The organism is Streptomyces sp. NPDC001902, from assembly GCF_042891295.1.
Lineage (GTDB): Bacteria > Actinomycetota > Actinomycetes > Streptomycetales > Streptomycetaceae > Actinacidiphila.
Map to the genome: position 1 here is coordinate 152111 of NZ_JBIATA010000012.1, position 20505 is coordinate 172615.

20 protein-coding genes are annotated in these 20505 nt (G+C 72.7%); 6 read left to right on the plus strand and 14 right to left on the minus strand.

The features are described from left to right. Window positions 1-67: 67 nt before the first annotated feature. Together ACFYYN_RS21010 and ACFYYN_RS21015 are read right to left on the minus strand one after the other, a co-directional pair. Complete coding sequence (locus ACFYYN_RS21010; protein ID WP_500547036.1) at window positions 68-436, minus strand: VOC family protein; 369 nt, start codon at window positions 434-436, stop codon at window positions 68-70. 5 nt (window positions 437-441) lie between these two features. Beyond that, entirely contained in the window at window positions 442-1263 is an 822-nt protein-coding gene (locus ACFYYN_RS21015) for a trans-aconitate 2-methyltransferase (RefSeq protein WP_500547037.1), read from the minus strand. A 121-nt stretch (window positions 1264-1384) separates the two neighbouring features. Between ACFYYN_RS21015 and ACFYYN_RS21020 the strand changes: the two genes are divergently transcribed. Then, window positions 1385-1882, plus strand: a complete 498-nt coding sequence (locus tag ACFYYN_RS21020) for a MarR family winged helix-turn-helix transcriptional regulator (RefSeq protein WP_326575414.1) — start codon at window positions 1385-1387, stop codon at window positions 1880-1882. Between the two features lie 242 nt (window positions 1883-2124). Beyond that, window positions 2125-3636, plus strand: coding sequence for an SH3 domain-containing protein (locus ACFYYN_RS21025; RefSeq protein WP_500547038.1), 1512 nt, complete (start codon window positions 2125-2127; stop codon window positions 3634-3636). Window positions 3637-3711: 75 nt separating this feature from the next. Here ACFYYN_RS21025 and ACFYYN_RS21030 read toward each other — a convergent pair whose 3' ends face one another. From ACFYYN_RS21030 to galT, 4 genes are all read right to left on the minus strand, one after another. Continuing rightward, entirely contained in the window at window positions 3712-4527 is an 816-nt protein-coding gene (locus ACFYYN_RS21030) for a LuxR C-terminal-related transcriptional regulator (protein WP_499512266.1), read from the minus strand. A 444-nt stretch (window positions 4528-4971) separates the two neighbouring features. Then, window positions 4972-6117 (minus strand): galactokinase, encoded by a 1146-nt coding sequence (gene galK, locus ACFYYN_RS21035; protein WP_500328997.1) that lies wholly within the window; start codon window positions 6115-6117, stop codon window positions 4972-4974. After that, complete coding sequence (gene galE, locus ACFYYN_RS21040; RefSeq protein WP_500547039.1) at window positions 6114-7103, minus strand: UDP-glucose 4-epimerase GalE; 990 nt, start codon at window positions 7101-7103, stop codon at window positions 6114-6116. Before galE ends, galK begins: the two co-directional genes overlap by 4 nt. A 99-nt stretch (window positions 7104-7202) precedes the next feature. Then, window positions 7203-8252 carry a galactose-1-phosphate uridylyltransferase gene (gene galT, locus ACFYYN_RS21045; protein WP_500547040.1) on the minus strand — a complete coding sequence of 350 codons (1050 nt, stop codon included), beginning with the start codon at window positions 8250-8252 and terminating at the stop codon, window positions 7203-7205. 103 nt (window positions 8253-8355) lie between these two features. Between galT and ACFYYN_RS21050 the strand changes: the two genes are divergently transcribed. Both ACFYYN_RS21050 and ACFYYN_RS21055 read left to right on the plus strand, forming a co-directional pair. Continuing rightward, complete coding sequence (locus ACFYYN_RS21050) at window positions 8356-10026, plus strand: sodium:solute symporter family protein (protein ID WP_500547041.1); 1671 nt, start codon at window positions 8356-8358, stop codon at window positions 10024-10026. Between the two features lie 11 nt (window positions 10027-10037). Further along, on the plus strand, window positions 10038-10370 hold the full coding sequence (locus ACFYYN_RS21055) for a hypothetical protein (protein WP_500328993.1): 333 nt from the start codon (window positions 10038-10040) through the stop codon (window positions 10368-10370). Here the strand turns inward: ACFYYN_RS21055 and ACFYYN_RS21060 are convergent. From ACFYYN_RS21060 to ACFYYN_RS21070, 3 genes are all read right to left on the minus strand, one after another. Next, window positions 10294-11025, minus strand: coding sequence for a helix-turn-helix transcriptional regulator (locus ACFYYN_RS21060; protein WP_500329014.1), 732 nt, complete (start codon window positions 11023-11025; stop codon window positions 10294-10296). The genes ACFYYN_RS21055 and ACFYYN_RS21060 overlap by 77 nt on opposite strands. 277 nt (window positions 11026-11302) lie before the next feature. Next, a complete protein-coding gene (locus tag ACFYYN_RS21065; RefSeq protein ID WP_500547042.1) occupies window positions 11303-12862 on the minus strand; it encodes an outer membrane protein assembly factor BamB family protein in 1560 nt (519 codons plus the stop codon). Window positions 12863-12968: 106 nt separating this feature from the next. After that, the gene (locus ACFYYN_RS21070) at window positions 12969-14759 is read right to left on the minus strand and encodes an ABC-F family ATP-binding cassette domain-containing protein (RefSeq protein WP_500328991.1); all 1791 of its coding nucleotides are present in this window, start codon (window positions 14757-14759) and stop codon (window positions 12969-12971) included. Window positions 14760-14916: 157 nt separating this feature from the next. Here ACFYYN_RS21070 and ACFYYN_RS21075 point away from each other — a divergent pair, with 157 nt between their 5' ends. Continuing rightward, entirely contained in the window at window positions 14917-15192 is a 276-nt protein-coding gene (locus ACFYYN_RS21075; protein WP_500547043.1) for a type II toxin-antitoxin system Phd/YefM family antitoxin, read from the plus strand. 30 nt (window positions 15193-15222) lie between these two features. After that, window positions 15223-15369, plus strand: a complete 147-nt coding sequence (locus ACFYYN_RS21080) for a type II toxin-antitoxin system RelE family toxin (RefSeq protein WP_500547044.1) — start codon at window positions 15223-15225, stop codon at window positions 15367-15369. A 69-nt stretch (window positions 15370-15438) separates the two neighbouring features. Here the strand turns inward: ACFYYN_RS21080 and ACFYYN_RS21085 are convergent, their stop codons facing one another. The 5 genes from ACFYYN_RS21085 to ACFYYN_RS21105 all read right to left on the minus strand — a co-directional run bounded on the left by ACFYYN_RS21085 (window position 15439) and on the right by ACFYYN_RS21105 (window position 20451). Beyond that, on the minus strand, window positions 15439-16347 hold the full coding sequence (locus tag ACFYYN_RS21085) for a 4-(cytidine 5'-diphospho)-2-C-methyl-D-erythritol kinase (RefSeq protein WP_500547045.1): 909 nt from the start codon (window positions 16345-16347) through the stop codon (window positions 15439-15441). 91 nt (window positions 16348-16438) lie between these two features. Then, window positions 16439-17332 carry a 16S rRNA (adenine(1518)-N(6)/adenine(1519)-N(6))-dimethyltransferase RsmA gene (rsmA, locus tag ACFYYN_RS21090; RefSeq protein ID WP_500328987.1) on the minus strand — a complete coding sequence of 298 codons (894 nt, stop codon included), beginning with the start codon at window positions 17330-17332 and terminating at the stop codon, window positions 16439-16441. A gap of 304 nt (window positions 17333-17636) precedes the next feature. Next, entirely contained in the window at window positions 17637-18884 is a 1248-nt protein-coding gene (locus ACFYYN_RS21095; RefSeq protein WP_500547046.1) for a resuscitation-promoting factor, read from the minus strand. A 231-nt stretch (window positions 18885-19115) separates the two neighbouring features. Then, window positions 19116-20021 (minus strand): TatD family hydrolase, encoded by a 906-nt coding sequence (locus tag ACFYYN_RS21100; RefSeq protein ID WP_500547047.1) that lies wholly within the window; start codon window positions 20019-20021, stop codon window positions 19116-19118. Window positions 20022-20052: 31 nt separating this feature from the next. Further along, window positions 20053-20451 (minus strand): hypothetical protein, encoded by a 399-nt coding sequence (locus ACFYYN_RS21105; RefSeq protein ID WP_500328984.1) that lies wholly within the window; start codon window positions 20449-20451, stop codon window positions 20053-20055. Between the last annotated feature and the right edge of the window lie 54 nt (window positions 20452-20505).

The following is a 20505-nucleotide window of genomic DNA, read 5'->3' on the forward strand; positions in this document are numbered from 1 at the left end:
CCGGCTGTACCGGCTGTACCGCCCGGCGGCGCCGGGCCCCCGCGGGGTGACCGGCGCCGCCGGGGCGTCACACGGCGTCGACGGGCTCCAGGAACTCCAGACGGTTGCCGAACGGGTCGTCGGTGTAGAAACGGCGATGGCCCGGCAGGTCACCGTCCCAGACGACCGCGGCGCCGCGGGACTCCAGCCGGTCCGCATAGGCCCCGATGCCGCTCACGCGTAAGCCCGGATGGGCCTTCCGGGCAGGGCGGAAGTCCTCCTCCACGCCGATGTGCAACTGGACCGGGCCCGCGGCGAACCAGCAGCCACCCCGGGCGGCGAGCACCGGCGGCTTGGGGACCTCGCTCATCCCCAGGACCCCCGTGTAGAAGGCGCGCAGGATCTCCTCGGAGCCGGGCGGGGCGGCGAGCTGGACGTGGTCGAGGGCGGTGATCATCGGGATCACCCCGCTTTCCGTGCGACGGCGAAGATCCGCCGGAAGGGGAAGACGGTGCCGTGCGGCCCTGCCGGGTAGGCCTTGCGCAGCAGGTCGCGGTACTGGCCGAGGAACTCCCCGGTGGCCTCCGGGTCGTCCTCGAGGGCGGTCAGCACCGGGCGCAGCGCCGTTCCCTTCGTCCATTCGAGCACCGCGTCCTCGCCCTGCAGGAGCTGTACGTACGTGGTCTCCCAGACGTCGACGTCCACCTCGACGTCCGGGATCTCGATGAGGCGCTCCAGGTAGCCGGGGGGCTGGAGGATGTGGACGTAGCGGCGGCCGTGGCCCTCGCCGAGGCGGTCGCGCCAAGCCGGGGAGTCGCAGAGGTCGCCGAGCAGCGCGTGACTGGGCGAGGAGAAGTTGCCGGGGACCTGGAAGGCGAGGACACCGCCGGGAGCGAGGTGCTCGACCCAGAGGGGGAAGCGCTCGGCGTGGCCCTCGACCCACTGGAGGGCGGCGTTGGAGACGATCAGGTCGTAGGTGCCGTCGGGGACCCAGTGTCCGGCGTCGGCGGGGCGGAAGGTGAGGCTGCCGCCCCCGGCGGTGGGGCCTTCGTAGGCCCGGGCGGCCTCCAGCATCTCGGCGGAGCTGTCGAGGCCGGTGATCCGGGCATCGGGCCAGCGCTGCGCGAGCAGGGCGGTCACGTTGCCGGGACCGCAGCCGACGTCCGCGATCCGCGGGCTCGCGCCGGGCAGCTCCGGTATCCGGGCCAGCAGGTCGTGGAAGGGGCGGGTGCGGTGGGTGGAGTGGTGGAGGTACTGCTGGGGATCCCAGGCTGCTGCGGGCATGTTTCGAACTCCCTGGCGAGAGATGGATCTCTTCCTGCCGCCGACCTTGCCCACAAGGTTCCAGAGCTAATCTCTTGATGTCAAGAGACTTCATGTCGACACAACCCTTACACTGATCTCCATGGAGGACGAGGTCGACCGGCTGGTCGCTGCGTGGCGCAGGGAGCGCCCTGACCTCGACGTCGAACCGCTCGAGGTGCTCAGCCGGGTCAGCAGGCTGGCGAGGCATCTGGACCGGGCCCGTCGGCTGGCGTTCTCCGAGCACGGTCTGGAGCCCTGGGAGTTCGACGTGCTGACCTCCCTGCGCCGCGCGGGCGCGCCCTACCAGCTCTCCCCCGGACAGCTACTGACCCAGACGCTGGTCACCTCGGGGACGATGACCAACCGGATCGACCGGCTCACCAAGAAGGGGCTCGTGGAGCGGCTGCCCGACCCCTCGGACCGGCGCGGCGTCCTCGTACGGCTCACCCCGGAGGGCCGGGACCGGGCGGACCAGGCCCTGGCGGGCCTGCTGGCCCAGGAGCGGGCCATCCTCGGCGAGCTCTCCGGCCGCCAGCGGGGGGAACTCGCGAACCTGCTCCGACAGTTGACCGCGCCCTTCGACAACGTCCCCGGTTGACGGCGATTACCCGGCGTAACCGCCAGGGAATGATCACAAACGGCCACGCTCCGCCACCGGTTGCGCACACAAAGTGGCGCACTTAGCGTGATGACCGTGAACGCCGCATAAAGGCTCAAATGGCCACTTTTGCGGCTGCCGGCGCACCACATTCCGACAACGTCAAGTGGAAGGCGGTCGGGGCGCGTCCGGCTTCCATTTCCCTGGACCCCGCCGGGTCCCGCTCCACCTTGGAGATGCAGATGACTCTGCACACCCGCGCAAGCAAGATAGCCGCAACCGCGGTGACCGGCGCCTTGGCCGGCACCCTCGCCATCGGCACCATGGGCACCGCCTTCGCCACCGACGGCCGGCCTGCCGCCGGGGTGCCTGCCGCTCCTGGACCGGACGGCCAAAGTGAACTCGTTTCCCCCTCGGAGCGTCTCCGGGACCTGTCCCGTGAAGTGGCGGTGAAGTCCGCACGCTCCCCCAACGCAGCCCTGTTCCAGGGCCGCGTCGTCGCCCGTACGGGTCTGCGGGTCCGCAGCGGACCGGGCGTCCAATTCGCCAGCGTCGGCGTCATCCCCTTCAACGCCCTGGTGGCCATCGTCTGCAAGTCCGTGGGCAGCCCCATCGGCGGCAACCCCCGCTGGTACCAGCTCAGCGGCAACCTCTGGGCCTGGTCCTCGGCCCGCTTCGTCGCCAACGTCGGTCCCGTGCCCGGCTGGTGCAGCGGCACCGGTGGGGTAGGCGGCGTCGGCGGAGTCGGTGGCGTCGGCGGTGTCGGCGGCGTCGGTGGTGTCGGTGGTGTCGGTGGCGTCGGCGGCATCGGTGGCATCGGTGGCGTCGGTGGGGTCGGCGGAGTCGGTGGCATCGGTGTCCCCGGCTTCGTCGGTGGTATCGGCGGCATCGGCATCTGCCGCAACAACGGGCACGGCGGCCGCGAGCACGGCCGCGGCGACGAGCGCTTCAACGGCGTGGACGACCCGTTCCGCGAGGACACCCGCGCCGAGGAACCCCTGGACAGCGTCGCCCTCGCCAAGCGCAGCGACGGCCCCGGCGGTCGCGGTGGTCCCGGCTTTGTCGGCGGCGTCGGCGGCGTCGGTGGCGTCGGCGGTGTCGGTGGCGTCGGCGGTGTCGGCGGTGTCGGCGGGGTCGGTGGCGTCGGCGGGGTCGGCGGTGTCGGTGGTGTCGGTGGCGTCGGCGGTCCGGGCTTCGTCGGTGGCGTCGGCGGGGTCGGCGGTGTCGGTGGCGTCGGTGGCGTCGGCGGTCCGGGCTTCGTCGGCGGTCCGGGCTTCGTCGGCGGAGTCGGCGGAGTCGGCGGAGTCGGCGGTGTCGGCGGTGTCGGCGGTGTCGGCGGTGTCGGCGGCATCGGCGGTATCGCCGGTCCCGGCTTCGTCGGCGGTCCCGGCTTCAACGGTGGCTTCAACTGCCGTGACAACGGCCGGGGCGGCAACCGCGGTGACAACGGCCACGGCGGCAACGGCGGGGACAACGGTCGCGGCGGCAATGGCGGCAACGGCGGGGACAACGGTCGCGGCGGCAACGGCCGGGGCGACAACCGCGGCGACAACAACCGCGACCCCTTCGACGACGCGGGTGACAACCACCGCGGCGACAACAACGGCCGCGACCCGTTCGACGGCCTCAATGACCGCGGTCAGGAGAACGGTCACCGCGACCGTGCCAACGACCGTGACACCAGCCGCTCGGCGCCGACCACCGGCGTCAGCGGTGACCGCCCGGCGCCGGCCACCGGCGTCGGCGGTGAATGACCGCGGGTATCCGCGGTGACCCGGCGGGTCGCTCTCCCCGGTCACGGGGAGGGCGATCCGCCGCGCTCCATGCCGTCAAACGTGCTGCACCGGGGCCGCGGAACCCACCCGGCCACCCTCTCCGTCGGCCGGTGGCACCCCGGCCCGCCGGGCCAGCGCCACGGCGGCCAGCGTCGAATGCACGCCCAGCTTGCCCAGCACGTTCTGCATGTGGGTGCGGACGGTGTGCGGCGACAGGTACAGCCGCTCGGCGACCGCCTTGCGGCCCAGGCCGGCCACCATGCAGCGCAGCACCTCCTGCTCGCGCGGGGTGAGCGACTCCACCAGCCGCTCGCTCTCCGTCCGGTGCCGGCGCGCGGCGGTCAACTCCCGCAGCACGCCGGTGAGCAGGGCGGGCGGCAGATGCGTCTCGTCCCGCAGGACGCCGCGCATCACGGCCAGCAGCCGGGACAGCGAGCAGTCCTTGGCGACCCAGCCGCAGGCGCCGGCCTGCAGGGCGCGGGCGGCACGGCGCGCGTCGTCCCGCTCGGCGAGCACGACCGTCCGGGTGGCGGGGTGTTCGGACCGTACGCGTTCCACCAGGGCGATGCCGTCGAGCCCGGCCTGGGCGCCGCCGTCGGCCGCGCCAAGCGGGGCGGCCCTGGGCGCGCCCATCACCCGGACCCCCACGGCGGACGTCGTCCCCAGGTCGGCGTCGACCAGGAGCACGTCGTAGCGGCGGCCGTCGGAGGCCGCGCGTTCCAGGCAGCGCTGGGCAGCCGCCCCGCTCCCGGCGGCCGAGACGTCGACATCGGGCTCGGCCGCGAGGGCGGCCGCGAGCGATTCGGCGAAGATGCGGTGGTCGTCGACGACGAGAACGCGGATTCGTCCCACGGGCCCCACTCCCGGCATTCGGCACTTCCCCCCACGGACGAGGTCGATGTGCACGGAGGCCCGGCACCTGGAGCGGACGCCGCACGCCGCCGGGCTAGCAGCCGTCCCCAACCAGGTGCCGAACCCTTGTGTCTCGCCCCCTGATGCCGCCGGCCCCCACCGGCGCTGCCAAAAAGCGTAGGGGCAGGAGCAGACAAAGGCGCCCGAATGGAAAAACTTGCGGGACGGAGTTCCCCGGGACGTGCCGAACTGTGGTCCACGGTGCGGTTTTCCACAGCGGTGGACGGAGGAAGGCGTGCCGCGCCGCGGCAGCGCCGGTGGGGGCGCGGACCGTGGGCTCCCCGGCGTCGTCCACGCGGTGCCCGGCCACCCGCCGGGCGTGACGGACTTCCTGCCGTGCAGGCCTCCCACGGCAGGGAGCAGGCCCCGGGACCGGGGCCTGCTCTCTGTCTCCGCAACGGGTCAGACCAGCCGGCGGGCCCCCGCGGACGGCACCGCGGTGAAGATGCGCGGCTCGCGGTGGCCGGCCGTGGCGAAGGCACCGGCGATCGCCTCGGCGGTCTTCTCCGCGGCGGACTCCTCCACCAGCACGATCGCCGAACCGCCGAAGCCGCCGCCGGTCATGCGCGCGCCGAGGGCACCCGCCTCGACACCGGCCGACACCACCAGGTCGAGTTCCGGGCAGGAGACCTTGAAGTCGTCGCGCAGCGAGGCGTGGCCCTCGGTCAGCACCGGCCCGATGGCACGGGCGTCGCCCGTCTCCAGCAGTTCGACGACCCGCTCGACCCGGCGGTCCTCGGTGACCACGTGCCGTACCAGCGGCCGCAGTTCGGGGTCCTCGACGCGGGCGAGGGCCTCGTCGAGCCCCTCGTACGGGATGTCCCGCAGCGCGTCCACGCCGAGCAGCGCCGCCGCCTCCTCGCAGCCCGCCCGCCGCTTGCCGTACTCGCCCTCGCTGTGGGCGTGGGTGACCCGGGTGTCGACGACGAGCAGCCGCAAGCCCTGGGAGGCCAGGTCGAAGGGGATCTGGCGCTGCGACAGGTCGCGGGTGTCGAGCCACAGGGCGTGCCCCTCGGTGCAGCACGCCGAGGCGGTCTGGTCCATGATCCCGGTGGGGGCGCCCACGTAGACGTTCTCCGCGCGCTGGCAGAGCCGGGCGATCCGCCACCGCTCCAGGCCCAGGCCGTAGAGGTCGTTCAGGGCGACGGCGGTGACGACCTCGAGGGCTGCCGAGGAGGACAGGCCGGCGCCGGTGGGGACGGTGCTCTCGAAGTGGATGTCGGCGCCGGTGATCTCGTGCCCGGCGTCGCGCAGCGCCCAGATGACGCCCGCGGGGTAGTCGGCCCAGCCGGCACCGCCGCCGGGTGCGAGTTCGTCGACGTGCAGTTCGACGACGCCGGCGGGGACGTCCGGCGAGCCGCTGTGCAGCCGCAGCCGGCCGTCGGCGCGGCGGGCGACCGCGGCGACGGTGGTGTGCGGCAGCGCGAACGGCATCACGAAGCCGTCGTTGTAGTCGGTGTGCTCGCCGATCAGGTTCACCCGGCCGGGGGCGGCCCAGACCCCTTCGGGGCCGGTGCCGTACGTGGCGCGGAAGCCGTCCTCGCTCACTTGGCGTCCTCCCGGTCCCGCAGGTCCTGGGCGAAGGTCCAGGCGTCGCGGACGATCTGGGCGAGGTCGGTGCGCGAGGGACGCCAGCCCAGGCGCTCCTTGGCCCGCTCGGCGGAGGCCACCAGGACGGCCGGGTCGCCGCCGCGGCGCGGGGCGACGACCTCGGGGACGGGGTGACCGGTGACCTGGCGGACGGTCTCGACGACCTCGCGCACGGAGAAGCCGTTGCCGTTGCCGAGGTTGCAGATCAGGTGCTCGCCGGAGGCGGGCGCGTCGACGGCGAGCAGATGCGCCTCGGCCAGGTCGGCGACGTGGATGTAGTCGCGGACGCAGGTGCCGTCGGGGGTGGGGTAGTCGTCGCCGTAGACCGAGATCGCCTCCCGGCGTCCCTGGGCGACCTGCAGCACGAGCGGGATGAGGTGCGACTCGGGGTCGTGGCGCTCGCCGAACGCCCCGTAGGCGCCCGCGACGTTGAAGTAGCGCAGGGAGACCGCCGCCAGGCCGTGGGCGACGGCCTCGCTGGTGATCATGTGGTCGACGGCGAGCTTGGACGCGCCGTACGGGCTGGTCGGCAGCGTCGGGTCGTCCTCGGTGATCGGGACGGACTTCGGCTCGCCGTAGGTGGCGGCGGTGGAGGAGAAGACCAGCCGCCGGACCCCGGCGTCACGCATCGCCGTGAGCAGGTCCAGCGTGCCCACCACGTTGTTGCGCCAGTACTTCTCGGGGTGGACGACGGACTCGCCGACCTGGGAGCTGGCGGCGAAGTGCAGCACGGCGTCGTAGGTGGCGTCGAGCACCTTCGCCGCGTCCTGGACCCGCCCCTCGACGAAGTCGGCGCCCTCGGGGACGCCGTCCCGGAAGCCGGTGGACAGGTCGTCCAGGACGGTGACCCGGTGGCCCGCCTCCAGCAGATGGGCCGCCACGACGCTGCCGACGTAACCGGCGCCTCCGGTGACCAGAACCTTCTTCGTGCTCGGGTCGCTCACAGGGTCACAGCCTTTCTCGAGTTCGACTCGGGGCCACGGTAGCGGCGCCGGATGAACACTCGCCGGTAGGGGGCGGGGTGACGATCACGGGTGCGCCGCTCACGGGGAGGCGACCTCCCTCAGGCGGCTCGCGGCGGTCTCCGGCGGCACGTCGTTGATGAAGACGCTCATGCCGGACTCGGAGCCCGCGAGGTACTTGAGCTTCCCCTCGGTGCGGCGGATCGTGAACAGCTCCAGGTGGAGCGCGAACTCCTCGCGCTGCGCGCTGCTGAACGGCGCCTGGTGCCAGCCGGAGATGTACGGGGTGGGCGGCGCCCCCTCGGGACCGAACAGCCGGTCGAAGCGGCGCAGCAGTTCCAGGTAGAGCCCGGGGAACTCGGCGCGGGCCGCCTCGTCCAGGGCGGTGAGGTCCGGCACCCTGCGGCGGGGGTAGAGGTGCACCTCGTACGGCCAGTGCGCGGAGTACGGCACGAACGCCGTCCAGTGCTCGCCCTCCAGGACGACACGGCTGCCGTCCTCGCGCTCGCGCGCCACGAGGTCGTCGAAGAGGTTGCGGCCGCCGGTGGCCTCGCGGTGCCGCTCCAGCGAACGGAGCATCAGCTCGGTGCGCGGGGTGACGTGCGGGTAGCCGTAGATCTGGCCGTGCGGGTGGCCGAGGGTGACGCCGATCTCCTCGCCGCGGTTCTCGAAGCAGTAGACCTGCTCGACGCCGGGCAGCCGGGAGAGTTCGGCCGTGCGGTCGGTCCAGGCGTCGAGGACCAGCCGCGCCTGCTCGGGGGTGAGGTCGGCGAAGGACCTGTCGTGCCGGTCGGTGAAGCAGACGACCTCGCAGCGGCCATGTTTTCCGCTGAGCGAGGGAAAGCGGTTCTCGAAGACGGCCACGTCGTAGTGGTCCTCGGGGATCTCGCTCAACCGGCCGTCCCGGGAAGGGCACAGCGGGCACTCGTCCGCGGGCGGGTGGTAGGTGCGGGCCTGACGGTGGGAGGCGATGGCGACGAAGTCACCGAGCAGCGGGTCGTGGCGGATCTCCGAGGCGCTGGTCACCGGGTCCAGCGGGCGGCGGTCGACGGCGTCGCGGGGCTCGTCGTCGCGCAGGTCGTAGTAGATCAGCTCGCGCCCGTCGGCGAGCCGGGTCGATGTCTTCTTCACCCTGCGGGCTCCTCACACCACGCCAACAAACAGAACCAAACACAATGAACCACAACGCAACAGCAACGTCAACGGAAACCCCGTTGCGGGGAGTGATCACACCATGCAGAACCTGGCAGAAGGGCTACGGCTCCCCACGAACGCGCTCGACTACTCGATCCTCGCGATCTACTTCGTCGTCGTCCTCGGCATCGGCTTCGCCGCCCGCCGCGCCGTCCGGACCAGCCTCGACTTCTTCCTGTCCGGCCGGTCACTGCCCGCCTGGGTCACGGGTCTGGCGTTCATCGCCGCCAACCTGGGCGCCACCGAGATCCTGGGGATGGCCGCCAACGGCGCACAGTACGGGGCGTACACGGTGCACTGGTACTGGATCGGCGCCATTCCGGCCATGGTCTTCCTCGGCCTGGTGATGATGCCGTTCTACTACGGCTCCAAGGTCCGCTCCGTGCCGGAGTTCCTGCTGCACCGCTTCGGACCGGCCTCGCACCTGCTCAGCTCGATCATCTTCGCGGTGTCCGCGCTGCTGATCGCGGGCGTCAACCTCTACGCGATGGCGATCGTGCTGGAGGCGCTGATCGGCTGGCCGCAGTGGGTGGCGATCGTCGTCTCCGGCTTCTTCGTGCTCTTCTACATCACCCTCGGCGGCCTGTCCTCGGCCATCTACAACGAGGTGCTGCAGTTCTTCGTGATCCTCGCGGCGCTGATCCCGCTCACCGTCGTCGGCCTGAAGCGGGTCGGCGGCTGGTCCGGGCTGACGGACTCGCTCACCGACTCGCACGGCGCCGCGTTCCTCACCGCCTGGGACGGCACCGGCATCGGCTCGTCGAACCCGCTGGGGGCGAACTGGCTGACCATCGTGCTGGGCCTCGGTTTCGTCCTCAGCTTCGGCTACTGGACGACCAACTTCGCCGAGGTGCAGCGCGCCCTGTCCGCGAAGAACCTCTCGGCCGCCCAGCGCACCCCGCTCATCGCCGCGTACCCCAAGATCTTCATCCCGCTGATCGTGGTCCTGCCGGGACTGATCGCCCTCGTCATGGAGCCGGACATCGGCAAGCCGGGCAGCGGGCTCCAGTACAACGACGCGATCCCGGTGCTCATGCGCGACCTGCTGCCCAACGGCGTCCTCGGCATCGCGATCACCGGGCTGCTCGCCGCCTTCATGGCCGGCATGGCGGCCAACGTCTCGTCCTTCAACACCGTCTTCACGTACGACATCTGGGGCGCCTACGTGCGGCGCGACCGGCCCGACCGGTACTACGTCACCACCGGTCGCGTGGTGACCGCGATCGGCGTGCTGATCGGCATGGGCACGGCCTTCATCGCCTCGTCCTTCAGCAACATCATGAACTACCTGCAGACGCTGTTCTCGTTCTTCAACGTGCCGCTGTTCTGCGTCTTCATCCTCGGCATGTTCTGGAAGCGCTCCACCGCCGCGGCCGGCTTCTGGGGGCTGCTGAGCGGCACGGTCGCCGCGATGATCAACTACTTCTGGTTCTACAAGGGCGGCCTGATCTCGATCCCCAGCGACCAGGGCGCCAACTTCGTCTCCGCCATCGCCGCCTTCGTCGTCGGCGGTGTCGTGATGATCCTCGTCTCGTGGTTCACCCAGCCCAAGCCCGTCGAATCACTGGCCGGACTCGTCTACGGGACCACCTCCCCCGGCATGGCCGAGCCGCCCGCCCAGGGCGACGACGCCTGGTACCGCAGGCCCGCTCTGCTCGGCTGGGGCGCCGTCCTCCTGGCCGCGCTGTGCTACATCCCCTTCTCCCTGTGAGGTGACGCGTCGTGAGCGAGTACGGCAACGAGCCGGATTTCCAGCACCGCATCGAGGACCTGGAGCAGAAGTCGGCCTCGGCGGCACGCCTGTTCGACGTGCGCCGTGTGATCGGCGGCCTCTTCGTGGTCTACGGGGTGATCGTGACCATCGCCGGGATCACCGCGTCCGACGCGGACATCGCCAAGGCCCAGGGCATCAACATCAACCTCTGGACCGGGATCGGCATGCTGGTGCTGGGACTGCTCTTCCTCCTGTGGATGAAGCTCAGTCCCCCTCCTCCCCCGCCCGCTGCGCAGGAGACGCCTGAGGCGGGATCGCACCGCCCGGGAGATGGTGACTGACCCGGTCCAGCAGCCCCGTGCGGGCCGCAAGGGCGGCGGCCTCCAGCCGGGAGCCCACCCCCAGCTTCATCAGCACCCGCTGGACGTGCGTACGGGCGGTGCTCGGCGCGATCCGCATGCCCGCCGCGATCAGCCGGGTGTCCTCGCCCTCCGCGACCCGCAGCAGCACCTCGACCTCGCGCGGGGTGAGCATCTGCAGCAGCCTGGTGCCCTCGTCGTCCGGCTCGGCCACCGGGTTGAGCAGCTCGGCGAACGCGCCCTGCAGCAGCGCGGGCGCGACCGCCACCTCGCCGGCACGCGCCTTGGCCATCGCCCGCTCGACGCCCTCGATCCGCTCGTCGTGCCGTACGTAGCCGGAGGCGCCGGCGGCGAACGCGGCGGCTATCCCGCGCGGGTTGGGCACCGGCCCCAGGACCAGCACCGCGACCCCCGGCCGCTCCCGCTTGATGCGGACGACCGCGTCGAAGGCGCCCGGCTCGGCCGGCGCCGCCGTCCCGATCAGGCACACCTCGGGCGACCGGCTCAGTACGAGATCCGCCGCGCCCGACGCGGGCGCGGCCGCCGCGAGCACCCGGTGCCCGCGCAGCTTCAGCGCCGAGGCGAGCGCCTCGGCCAGCAGACGATGGTCGTCGACAACGACGAGCCGTACGCCCATGGGCGTCCCCCTCATCCCCCCATGGACTGGTGCGGGCCTGCCCACCGAGTCCAAGCCGGTCCCCCTTCACATGCCGCGGCGAAGCCCCTCCGGCATACCGCCTGTGCCCCCGCGGCGGCCCCGGGCCATGCCCGGGAAGGTACACGCTTGTTCGACGCTTTGCGCCCCCTACTCGGCAGAAGCCTCCCTAAATCCGCATTATCTCCAAACATGGCCGACTTGCGACCGGGTGTGCTTGTTTGTGGGCCCGCGTGCCGTCCCCCTCCCCCCGGCCCGGTCAGCCGAAGGCGGCGATGGACCGGTCCGTCAGGTTGGCGGAGGCGGAGATGTGGTCGGAGGTCAGGAAGAAGTGGTCCTGGTACAGCCACCAGCCCGAACCGCTGTCCAGGAAGTCGTTCTCCATGTCCTTGCCGCTCTCCGGCAGTTCCATGAAGACGGTGAACCCGCGGGTCGCGGGATCGAGCCGCAGCAGGCGGCCCGGCTTGTCGTAGGTGTTCTTCTGGTACGCGACGACCTTGCCGCCGCTGATGCCGACGATCTTGAGCTCGCGCTCCTGGTCGGGCTTGGCGAGCCACTTCGGCTTGCCGGTGGTGAGGTCGAGCGCGGCGATCTCGTTCGTCTGGGAGTAGGAGGTGCCGCTGCCCGAGTGGGTCTTGGTGGGCAGGTAGATGGTCGTGCCGTCGACGGCGACGTTGGTGCACCGGTTGTCCTCGCAGTGGATCCGGTACGTGGCGTCCGCGCCGCCCGCGCCCAGCGAGATGCGGCTCTTCATCTTGCCGCCGTCCAGGTACACGATGTCGGTCATCGACAGGCTGCCCGCCGACAGCCCCACGACCACCGGGTCCGTGGAGATGACGCTGTACACCTCACTGCCGCTCGGCACCTGCCAGGACCACTTCTTGGCGCCGCCCTCGCCCAGGCCCTGCACGTACTCGTCACCGCCGAAGCCGCCGCACTCGACGACCGCGACCAGCGCGGGGCCGCCGTGGTAGCCCTTGTCGGTGCACTCCGAACCGGCCTTGGGCGTCCACAGCACGGCCCCGGTGCTGATCTTGTACGCGACCGAACCGCCGATCCAGGAGACGGCCGCCGTGTCGCCCGTGAGCGCGATCTGCGAGTAGCTGTGCGAGGTCCGGCCGTCCGGGTCGGGCAGCTTCTTCGCCCACAGCTTCTTGCCGTGGGCGATGTCGACGGCGATCACGCTGTCGCAGTCCGTGCCGTACTGCAGCACCAGGCGGTCACCGGCCGCCGACTCCGGGCCCGGGCAGGACTCCCCCTCCAGCGGTATCGACCAGTTCTCCTTGCCGCTGTCGATGTCGAAGGAACGCAGCGCGTCCGGCATCGTCTTGACGACCGCGTCGCCGGTGAACCAGGCCTCCGCCACCGGGGCGGTGATCTCGGCCTTGGACGGCCGCACCGCTCTCTTGTCCCACAACGCGCGGGCCTTGAGCGGGCCGTCGCCGGCCGGCCGGGTGCTGCCGCCCTTCGACGGGGTGTCCGAGGGCTCGTCGTCGCCACCGTTCGCGACCAGGAAGACCCCCGCGCCGACGACCAGCACCGCCGCGATCGCCGCCGCCACGATCCCGGCCACCTTGCCGTTGCCGCGCTTCGGCGGCTGCGGGTACGGCTGGTAGCCGTACCCCGGGAGGGGCTGGGTCGGCGCCTGGGCGTACGGGTTGGGGCCGTACGGGCCCGGCGGCGGGGGCGGCGGCGGCTGTCCCTGGGGGTGGGCCGGTGGCTGGGCGTAGGGGTTGGGCTGCTGCGGCGGGTAACCGTACTGAGGCGGCTGCGGCCCGAATCCGGGCTGGTTGCCGGGGGGAGGCGGCGGCTGCGACATCAGCGGGCACCTTTCGGGCACAGGTGTGCGGGGCGGACGGTGACCCTCTTTGTACCACCGGTGACGCACCGTTCCGCCCCCGCGCCGAAGGACCGTTACGGCACTGCTACACCTCGTCCGCCAGCTCCAGCCAGCGCATCTCCAGTTCCTCGCGCTCGGCGGCCAGCGACCGCAGTTCCATGTCGAGTTCGGCCACCTTCTCGAAGTCGGTGGCGTTCTCGGCGATGGCGGCGTGCAGCTTCGACTCCCGCTCGCCGATCTTGTCCAGCTGCCGCTCGATGCGCTGCAGTTCCTTCTTGGCCGCGCGGCTGTCGCCGCCGCCCTTCGGCTTGGCCGGGGCGGGGGCGGGGGTGGCGGCCTCGACGGCGGCGCGGCGCCGCTCCAGGTACTCGTCGATGCCGCGCGGCAGCATGCGCAGCGTCGCGTCGCCGAGCAGGGCGAAGGTGCGGTCGGTGGTGCGCTCCAGGAAGTACCGGTCGTGGGAGATGACCACCATCGAGCCGGGCCAGCCGTCGAGCAGGTCCTCCAGCTGGGTCAGGGTCTCGATGTCCAGGTCGTTGGTGGGCTCGTCGAGGAAGAGCACGTTGGGCTCGTCCATCAGCAGCCGCAGCAACTGCAGCCGGCGCCGCTCGCCACCGGACAGGTCACCGACCGGGGTCCACTGCTTCTCCTTGGTGAACCCGAACTTCTCACAGAGCTGACCCGCCGTCATCTCCCGTCCCTTGCCGAGGTCGACGCGGCCGCGCACCGACTCCACCGCCTGCAGCACCCGCAGCGACGGCTCGAGTTCGGCGACCTCCTGCGACAGGTAGGCCAGCCGTACGGTCTTGCCGACCACCACCTTGCCGGCCACCGGCTGCTGCTCGCCCTCGCTGACGGCGGCGTCCGCGAGCGCCCGCAGCAGGGACGTCTTGCCCGCGCCGTTGACACCGACCAGGCCGACCCGGTCGCCGGGGCCCAGCTGCCAGGTCAGGTGCTTCAGCAGCACCTTGGGCCCGGCCTGCACGGTCACGTTCTCCAGGTCGAAGACGGTCCTGCCCAGCCGGGTCGTCGCGAACTTCATCAGCTCGGCGTTGTCACGCGGCGGCGGCACGTCGGCGATCAGCTCGTTGGCCGCCTCGATGCGGAAGCGCGGCTTGCTGGTGCGGGCGGGGGCACCGCGGCGCAGCCAGGCCAGCTCCTTGCGCATCAGGTTCTGCCGCTTGACCTCCTCGGTCGCGGCGATCCGCTCGCGCTCGGCGCGGGCGAAGACGTAGTCGCTGTAACCACCCTCGTACTCGTGGACGTCACCGCGCTGCACGTCCCACATGCGGGTGCAGACCTGGTCAAGGAACCAGCGGTCGTGGGTCACGCACACCAGGGCCGAGCGCCGTGCCCGCAGATGACCGGCCAGCCAGGAGATGCCCTCGACGTCGAGGTGGTTGGTGGGCTCGTCGAGCACGACCAGGTCCTGCTCGGCGATCAGCAGCTTCGCCAGCGCGATCCGGCGGCGCTCACCACCGGACAGCGGCCCGATCACCGTGTCCAGCCCCTGCGGGAAGCCGGGCAGGTCCAGCCCCCCGAAGAGGCCGGTGAGCACGTCCCGGATCTTCGCGTCGCCCGCCCACTCGTGGTCCGCGCGGTCGCCGACCACCTCGTGCCGGACGGTGGCCTGCGGGTCCAGGCTGTCGTGCTGCGTCAGCACGCCCAGCCGCAGGTCCGAGGTGTGCGTCACCCGCCCGGTGTCCGGTCCCTCCAGCTTCGCCAGCATCCGGATCAGGGTCGTCTTCCCGTCGCCGTTGCGGCCGACGACGCCGATGCGGTCGCCCTCCGATACGCCGAGCGAGATCCCGTCCAGCAGGGTGCGCGTTCCGTACACCTTGCTGACGGACTCGACGTTGACCAGGTTGACGGCCATGGGACTCCTGTCACTACGAAAGAACGACCTCCCAGGGTAGTGCGGCCCCCTCACCCCCCGGGCACGGCGACCGCCCCCCGGACACCCGTGCGGGTGGGCTCGCCCACCACAGGTGAATCGCCAACCGTACAAAGCCGCAGGTCTGTGCGGTTTTCCCATGGATACGTATCCGCTCGTGGAAGCGCGCAACCGGCTCGGACAGCTCGTCGGCCGAGTCCGGCACGGGCATGAACACATCCTGATCAGCGAGTACGGGAAACCCGCCGCCGCGCTCATCCCGATGAGCGAACTCGAGGAACTGCAGCGTCTGCGCGATGCGGCGGACGCCGCCGAGGCGGCGGCCCGCGAATCGGCTCCCACCGGCCCCACGATGACGCACGACGAGTTCACGGCCCGGTTGGAGGACGAGGACCGTCAGGCCGATGCCTCGTGACCCAAGGCGTGCGCGGCTGCTGTCCGGGATGTGGCCGGGGAACCGCACCCCCGGACTGCGCGCGCCCTGGGAGCCTCGGGGTACTGGCGGCTGTCCGTCGGCGACTGGCGTGTTCTGTACCGGCCCGGCGCCGGGACCGTCACCGTGCTCGTCCTCAAGGTCGGCCGGGTGGGGTGAAGCCCGGCTCAGCCCTGACGCGGCCCGCCCGTTCGACCACTCGCCCCGGAAGACGGTGGGTACGGGTACTCAGAGCAGGGTCGCGCCCTGCGCGGGGCCGGTGGTGACCCGTACCGCGCGGCAGGTGCCGGAGGCGGCGAGGGCGGCGGCGACGGCCTGCGCGGACTCGGCGTCCTTGGCGAGGAAGGCGGTGGTGGGCCCGGAGCCGGAGACCAGGGTGGCCAGGGAGCCGGCCTCGGCGCCCGCGGCGAGGGTCGCGGCCAGCGAGGGGCGCAGGGAGAGCGCGGCCGGCTGGAGGTCGTTCGCCAGGGAGGCGGCGAGGGCCACCGCGTCACCGGTGCGCAGCGCGTCGAGCAGGGCCGGGGACGCCTCGGGCTCCGGCACCTCCGCGTCGCCGCGCAGCCGGTCGCACTCGCGGTAGACCTCGGGCGTGGACAGGCCGCCGTCGGCGACGGCGAAGACCCAGTGGAAGGTGCCGCCGGTCTCCAGCGGCTCCAGCAGCTCACCGCGGCCCCGGCCGAGGGCGGCGCCGCCCACCAGGCTGAACGGGACGTCGCTGCCGAGCCCGGCGCAGATCGCGAGCAGCTCCTCGCGGCTCGCGCCGGTGCCCCACAGCGCGTCGCAGGCGACCAGGGCGCCCGCCGCGTCGGCGCTGCCGCCGGCCATGCCGCCCGCGACGGGGATGTCCTTGGCGATGTGGATGTGGACGCGCGGCTCCAGCCCGTGCCGCGCCGCGAGCGCGATCGCGGCGCGGGCGGCGAGGTTGCTCGCGTCGGCCGGGACCTGGTCGGCGTCCGGTCCGGCGACCGTGATCCGCAGCTCTTCGGCGGGAGTGACGGTGACCTCGTCGTACAGGCCGACGGCGAGGAAGACGTTGGCCAGGTCGTGGAAGCCGTCGGGGCGCGGTCCGCCCACCGCGAGCTGGACGTTGACCTTGGCGGGGACGCGGACGGTCACGGACGCGGGTCGGCGGGTCACTTGCGCGGTTCTCCTCGGAGCGTGAGCGCGGGGCACTCGATGCGGGGCCTTGGGTGCGTGGGGCACGGCGGCGCCCCCATTGTGCCCTCTGTCACCGCGGTGAGCGGCCGCCACCGCCGTGCTCGGCGATCGCCGCGAACTCCTCCACGGTCAGTGCCTCCCCGCGCGCCTGCGGCGACACCCCCGCGGCCACCAGCGCCTCCTCGGCGGCGGCGGCCGAGCCCGCCCAGCCGGCCAGCGCGGCCCGCAGCGTCTTGCGGCGCTGCGCGAAGGCGGCGTCCACGACCGCGAAGACCTGCTCGCGGGTGGCGGTGGTGGCGAGCGGCTCCTTGCGGCGGACGAGCGAGACCAGCCCGGAGTCCACGTTCGGGGCGGGCCAGAAGACGTTGCGGCCGATGGCCCCGGCCCGCTTCACCTCGGCGTACCAGGCCGCCTTCACCGAGGGCACCCCGTACACCTTGGAACCGGGCCCTGCGGCCAGCCGGTCGGCGACCTCGGACTGCACCATGACCAGGGAGCGCTCGATGCTCGGGAAGGTCGCGAGCATGTGCAGCAGCACCGGGACGGCCACGTTGTACGGCAGGTTGGCCACCAGCGCCGTGGGCGGCGGGCCGGGCAGCTCCTCGACGCGCAGCGCGTCGCGGTGCACGAGCGCGAAGCGGCCGGCCCGGCCCGGCAGCCGGGCGGCGACGGTCGAAGGGAGGGCCTCGGCGAGCACGTCGTCGATCTCCACGGCGGTGACGTGCTCGGCCACCTCCAGCAGCGCCAGCGTGAGCGAGCCGAGCCCCGGGCCGACCTCGACGACCACGTCGTCGGGCCGGACGTCCGCGGTGCGCACGATGCGGCGCACCGTGTTCGCGTCGATGACGAAGTTCTGGCCGCGCTGCTTGGTGGGGCGGACGCCCAGCGCGGCGGCCAGCTCACGGATGTCGGCGGGGCCGAGCAGGGCGTCGTCGGCGGGACCGGAGTGGTCGGTGGTGCTCACCGCTCAAGGGTATCCGGGCCCGGCGGGACCTCCCGCGGGCCAGGGCCTGTCGTCGAAGTCCTGCCTGCCTCCCTCCGGGCCCAGCGGCTCCCCCAGCTCCGCTGGGGGGGTGCCCCCAGGTGCGGTGCATCGCAAGGCGGAGAGTTGTCCTCGTAGTGGGCTACTCGGACGATTCGACAACTCCCCCGGGCCGGAGGCTGGGGGAGTGCCGTGCCTGGGGGCACCTCCCAGCGCCGGCTGGGGGAGCGCGCGGGGTGGGGGCACCCCCGGCCGAAGGTTGGGGGAGGGCATGTGACGACGGGCCCTAGGAGTAGAGCTTGCGGCCGCACACCGGCCAGGGGCTGGCACCGCGCTGGATGTACAGGCGCTTGGCGCGGTACGTCTGCTCCTTGGCGGAGGCGTCCTGGGGGCGGCCGTGGCCGCCCAGGTTGCGCCAGGTGCGCTGGTCGAACTGGTAGAGGCCGCCGTAGGTGCCGGAGGCGTCCACCGCGTTCGGGCGGCCGCCCGCCTCGCACCGGCCGAGGGCCTTCCAGTTGAGGTGGTCGGCGCCCTGGACGCTGTCGGGGAGCGGCTTGGTGCCGACGCGCACGACCTGCCGCACGGGCTCGCGCAGCACCTCCTCGGCGATGCGCCGCGGCTTGCGCCGGACCCCGTCGACCGTGCGGTACGCGTATGTGACGCGGCGCAGCCCGTTCCTGCCCCGGGTGTCGACGGCGGTGGTGCCCTCGAACAGCGAGGGGTCCTGCGTCCGCTCGACGGGGAAGGGCACCGGCTCCTCGTGGACCTCGTCGTGGCCCCGGATGCGCCGGACGGAGATCGTCTGGCCCTCGCGCGGGAAGCTGTCGGGGTCGGCGGAGGTGGTGTCGAGGCCGTGCAGGGCGATGCCGGCGTCACGCAGCGCCTCGCCGACGGTGGCGGCGTTGGTGCGGACCGGCCGTTCGTGGCCGTCGACGAGGAAGGTCACCTGGCGTTCGGTGCGGACGTCCAGCTCCAGCCCGTGCCGCCCGATCGACTCGCCGCGGGAGGCGGACAGGTACGCGCCGTCCGCGCGCACGCCCAGCTGACGCAGGGCGCCGTCCACGGTGCCGGCCGTGGTCCAGATCCGCCGGGGCCGGCCGTCGAGGGTCAGCGCGATCGGGCGGCCGTAGCGGACGGCGACGGTGTCGCCGTCCTGCAGCGCCGCGTCGGGGTCGGGGGCGACGATGTCGTGGTCGCCGACGTCGATGCCCTGGCGCTGCAGCAGTTCCTCCACGCTCCCGGCGAAGGTGTGCAGGGTGCGCGGCCGGCCGTCCACGCTGAGCTGTACGGCCTTGCCGCCGGCGAGGTAGGCGGTGCTGCCGCCCGCCAGGCAGGCGACGACCAGGGCCTGGGGCAGCAGCCTGCTCAGCGCGTCCGGGCGCCGTGCGGCGCGCCTGCGCCGGGCGGCCGCACGTCCGGGACGCGGCTCGACGTCCTCGTCGACGGGGGCCGTGCCCGGTGTCCTGTGGTAGGGGCCGTCCGCGTAGGACCGAGTTCCGGCCTGCGTCGTGCCCGCCTTGCTCATGTTGCTCACGGCGTACCTCCGGCCCGGTCCGATCGGACCGAACCGGGACCATAGCGGAGGATTCGTCACTCTCCCAAGCCGAACGGTCACGCCGTGTCGCCGGGCGAGGGGGCCGCGACACCCTTCGTGACCGTGGTCAGCGCGCCCTGCGCCGCCCCCGGCGGCCGCCGGCGCGGCCACCGGGCGTCCGGAATCGGACATCCGGCGTTACGCCGACCGCGCGAACCGCGCGACGCGGCGTCAGTAGCCGAAGGCCCGGGCCGTGTTGGCCCCGATGGCCGCGGCGAGGTCGTCCTCCGCGGCGCCCCGGGCGGCGGCCATGGCCCGCACGGTGACCGGGATCAGGTACGGGGCGTTGGGGCGGCCGCGGTGCGGTACGGGGGTGAGGAAGGGCGCGTCGGTCTCGACCAGGAGGAGCTCGGCGGGGGCGACGGCGACCGCGTCGCGCAGGTCCTGGGCGGACTTGTAGGTGACGTTGCCGGCGAAGGACATGTAGTAGCCCTTGTCGGCGCAGAGCTTGGCCATCTCCGCGTCGCCGGAGTAGCAGTGGAAGACGACGGTGCCGGGCGCGCCCTCCTCGCCGAGGATGCGCAGCACGTCGGCGTGGGCCTCGCGGTCGTGGATGACCAGGGCCTTGCCGTGCCGTTTGGCGATGTCGATGTGGCGGCGGAAGGAGTACTGCTGGGCCTCGACCCCGTCGGGCCCGGTGCGGAAGTAGTCCAGCCCGGTCTCGCCGACGCCGCGCACCTGGGGCAGCGCGGCGAGGGCGTCGATCTGCGCGAGGGCGGCGTCCAGCGCGGACAGCCCGCCCGCCTGCCGCGCCCCCTGCCGGCTCCAGCCGTCTGGGTCCCCGTGGACGATCCGGGGGGCCTCGTTGGGGTGCAGGGCGACCGCCGCCCACACCTGGTCGTACGCCCCGGCGGTGCGCGCCGCCCAGTGGGAGCCGTCGACGTCGCAGCCGACCTGGACCACGGTCGTCACGCCGACGGACGCCGCCTTCGCCAGCGCCTCCTCGACGCTGCCCTCCTGCATGTCGAGGTGGGTGTGCGAGTCCGCCACCGGGACCGCGAGCGGTTCGGGGAGGGGAGGGGCGGCGGACGCGTCCTTCTTCGGGCGCCGGCTCTGGCTCTGGTTCTGCTCGGGCATGCCCCAGATCCTAGGCGCGGGGCCGAGGCGGCTACCGGGCGTCCCTCCTGCGGTGCAGCAGGTTGCGGGGCGACCAGTGCCGTGCGCGGCGCTCGGCGTCCTCCACGGCGGGCGAGGCCGGCACCCGGCGCATGTCGGAGGCCGCGGGCAGCGGGCCGGCGGCCGCGGTGGCCGACCAGGACCCGGCGACATCGGAGACCTGTCCGGCCCGCATGATGCGGACCTTGTGGCTCTCGCACTCCACGCACGTCGGCCGGGTCAGCGGGGACGGTACCCGCTTGCCGTCCGCCATGTACCAGACGACCTCGTGGCCCTGTGCGTCGACGTGGTGCTCGATCTCGTACGCCTGCTCCCATCCCCGTCCGCAGCTGATGCAGACGAAGGCGTACGCCTCACGAACCGTGCCATCGGTTCCGATGGTCTCGCTCATGGCAGCTCCTGTTGCCCTCCGGACGAGGCGTCCGGAGCGGGACTTCCCTCCATC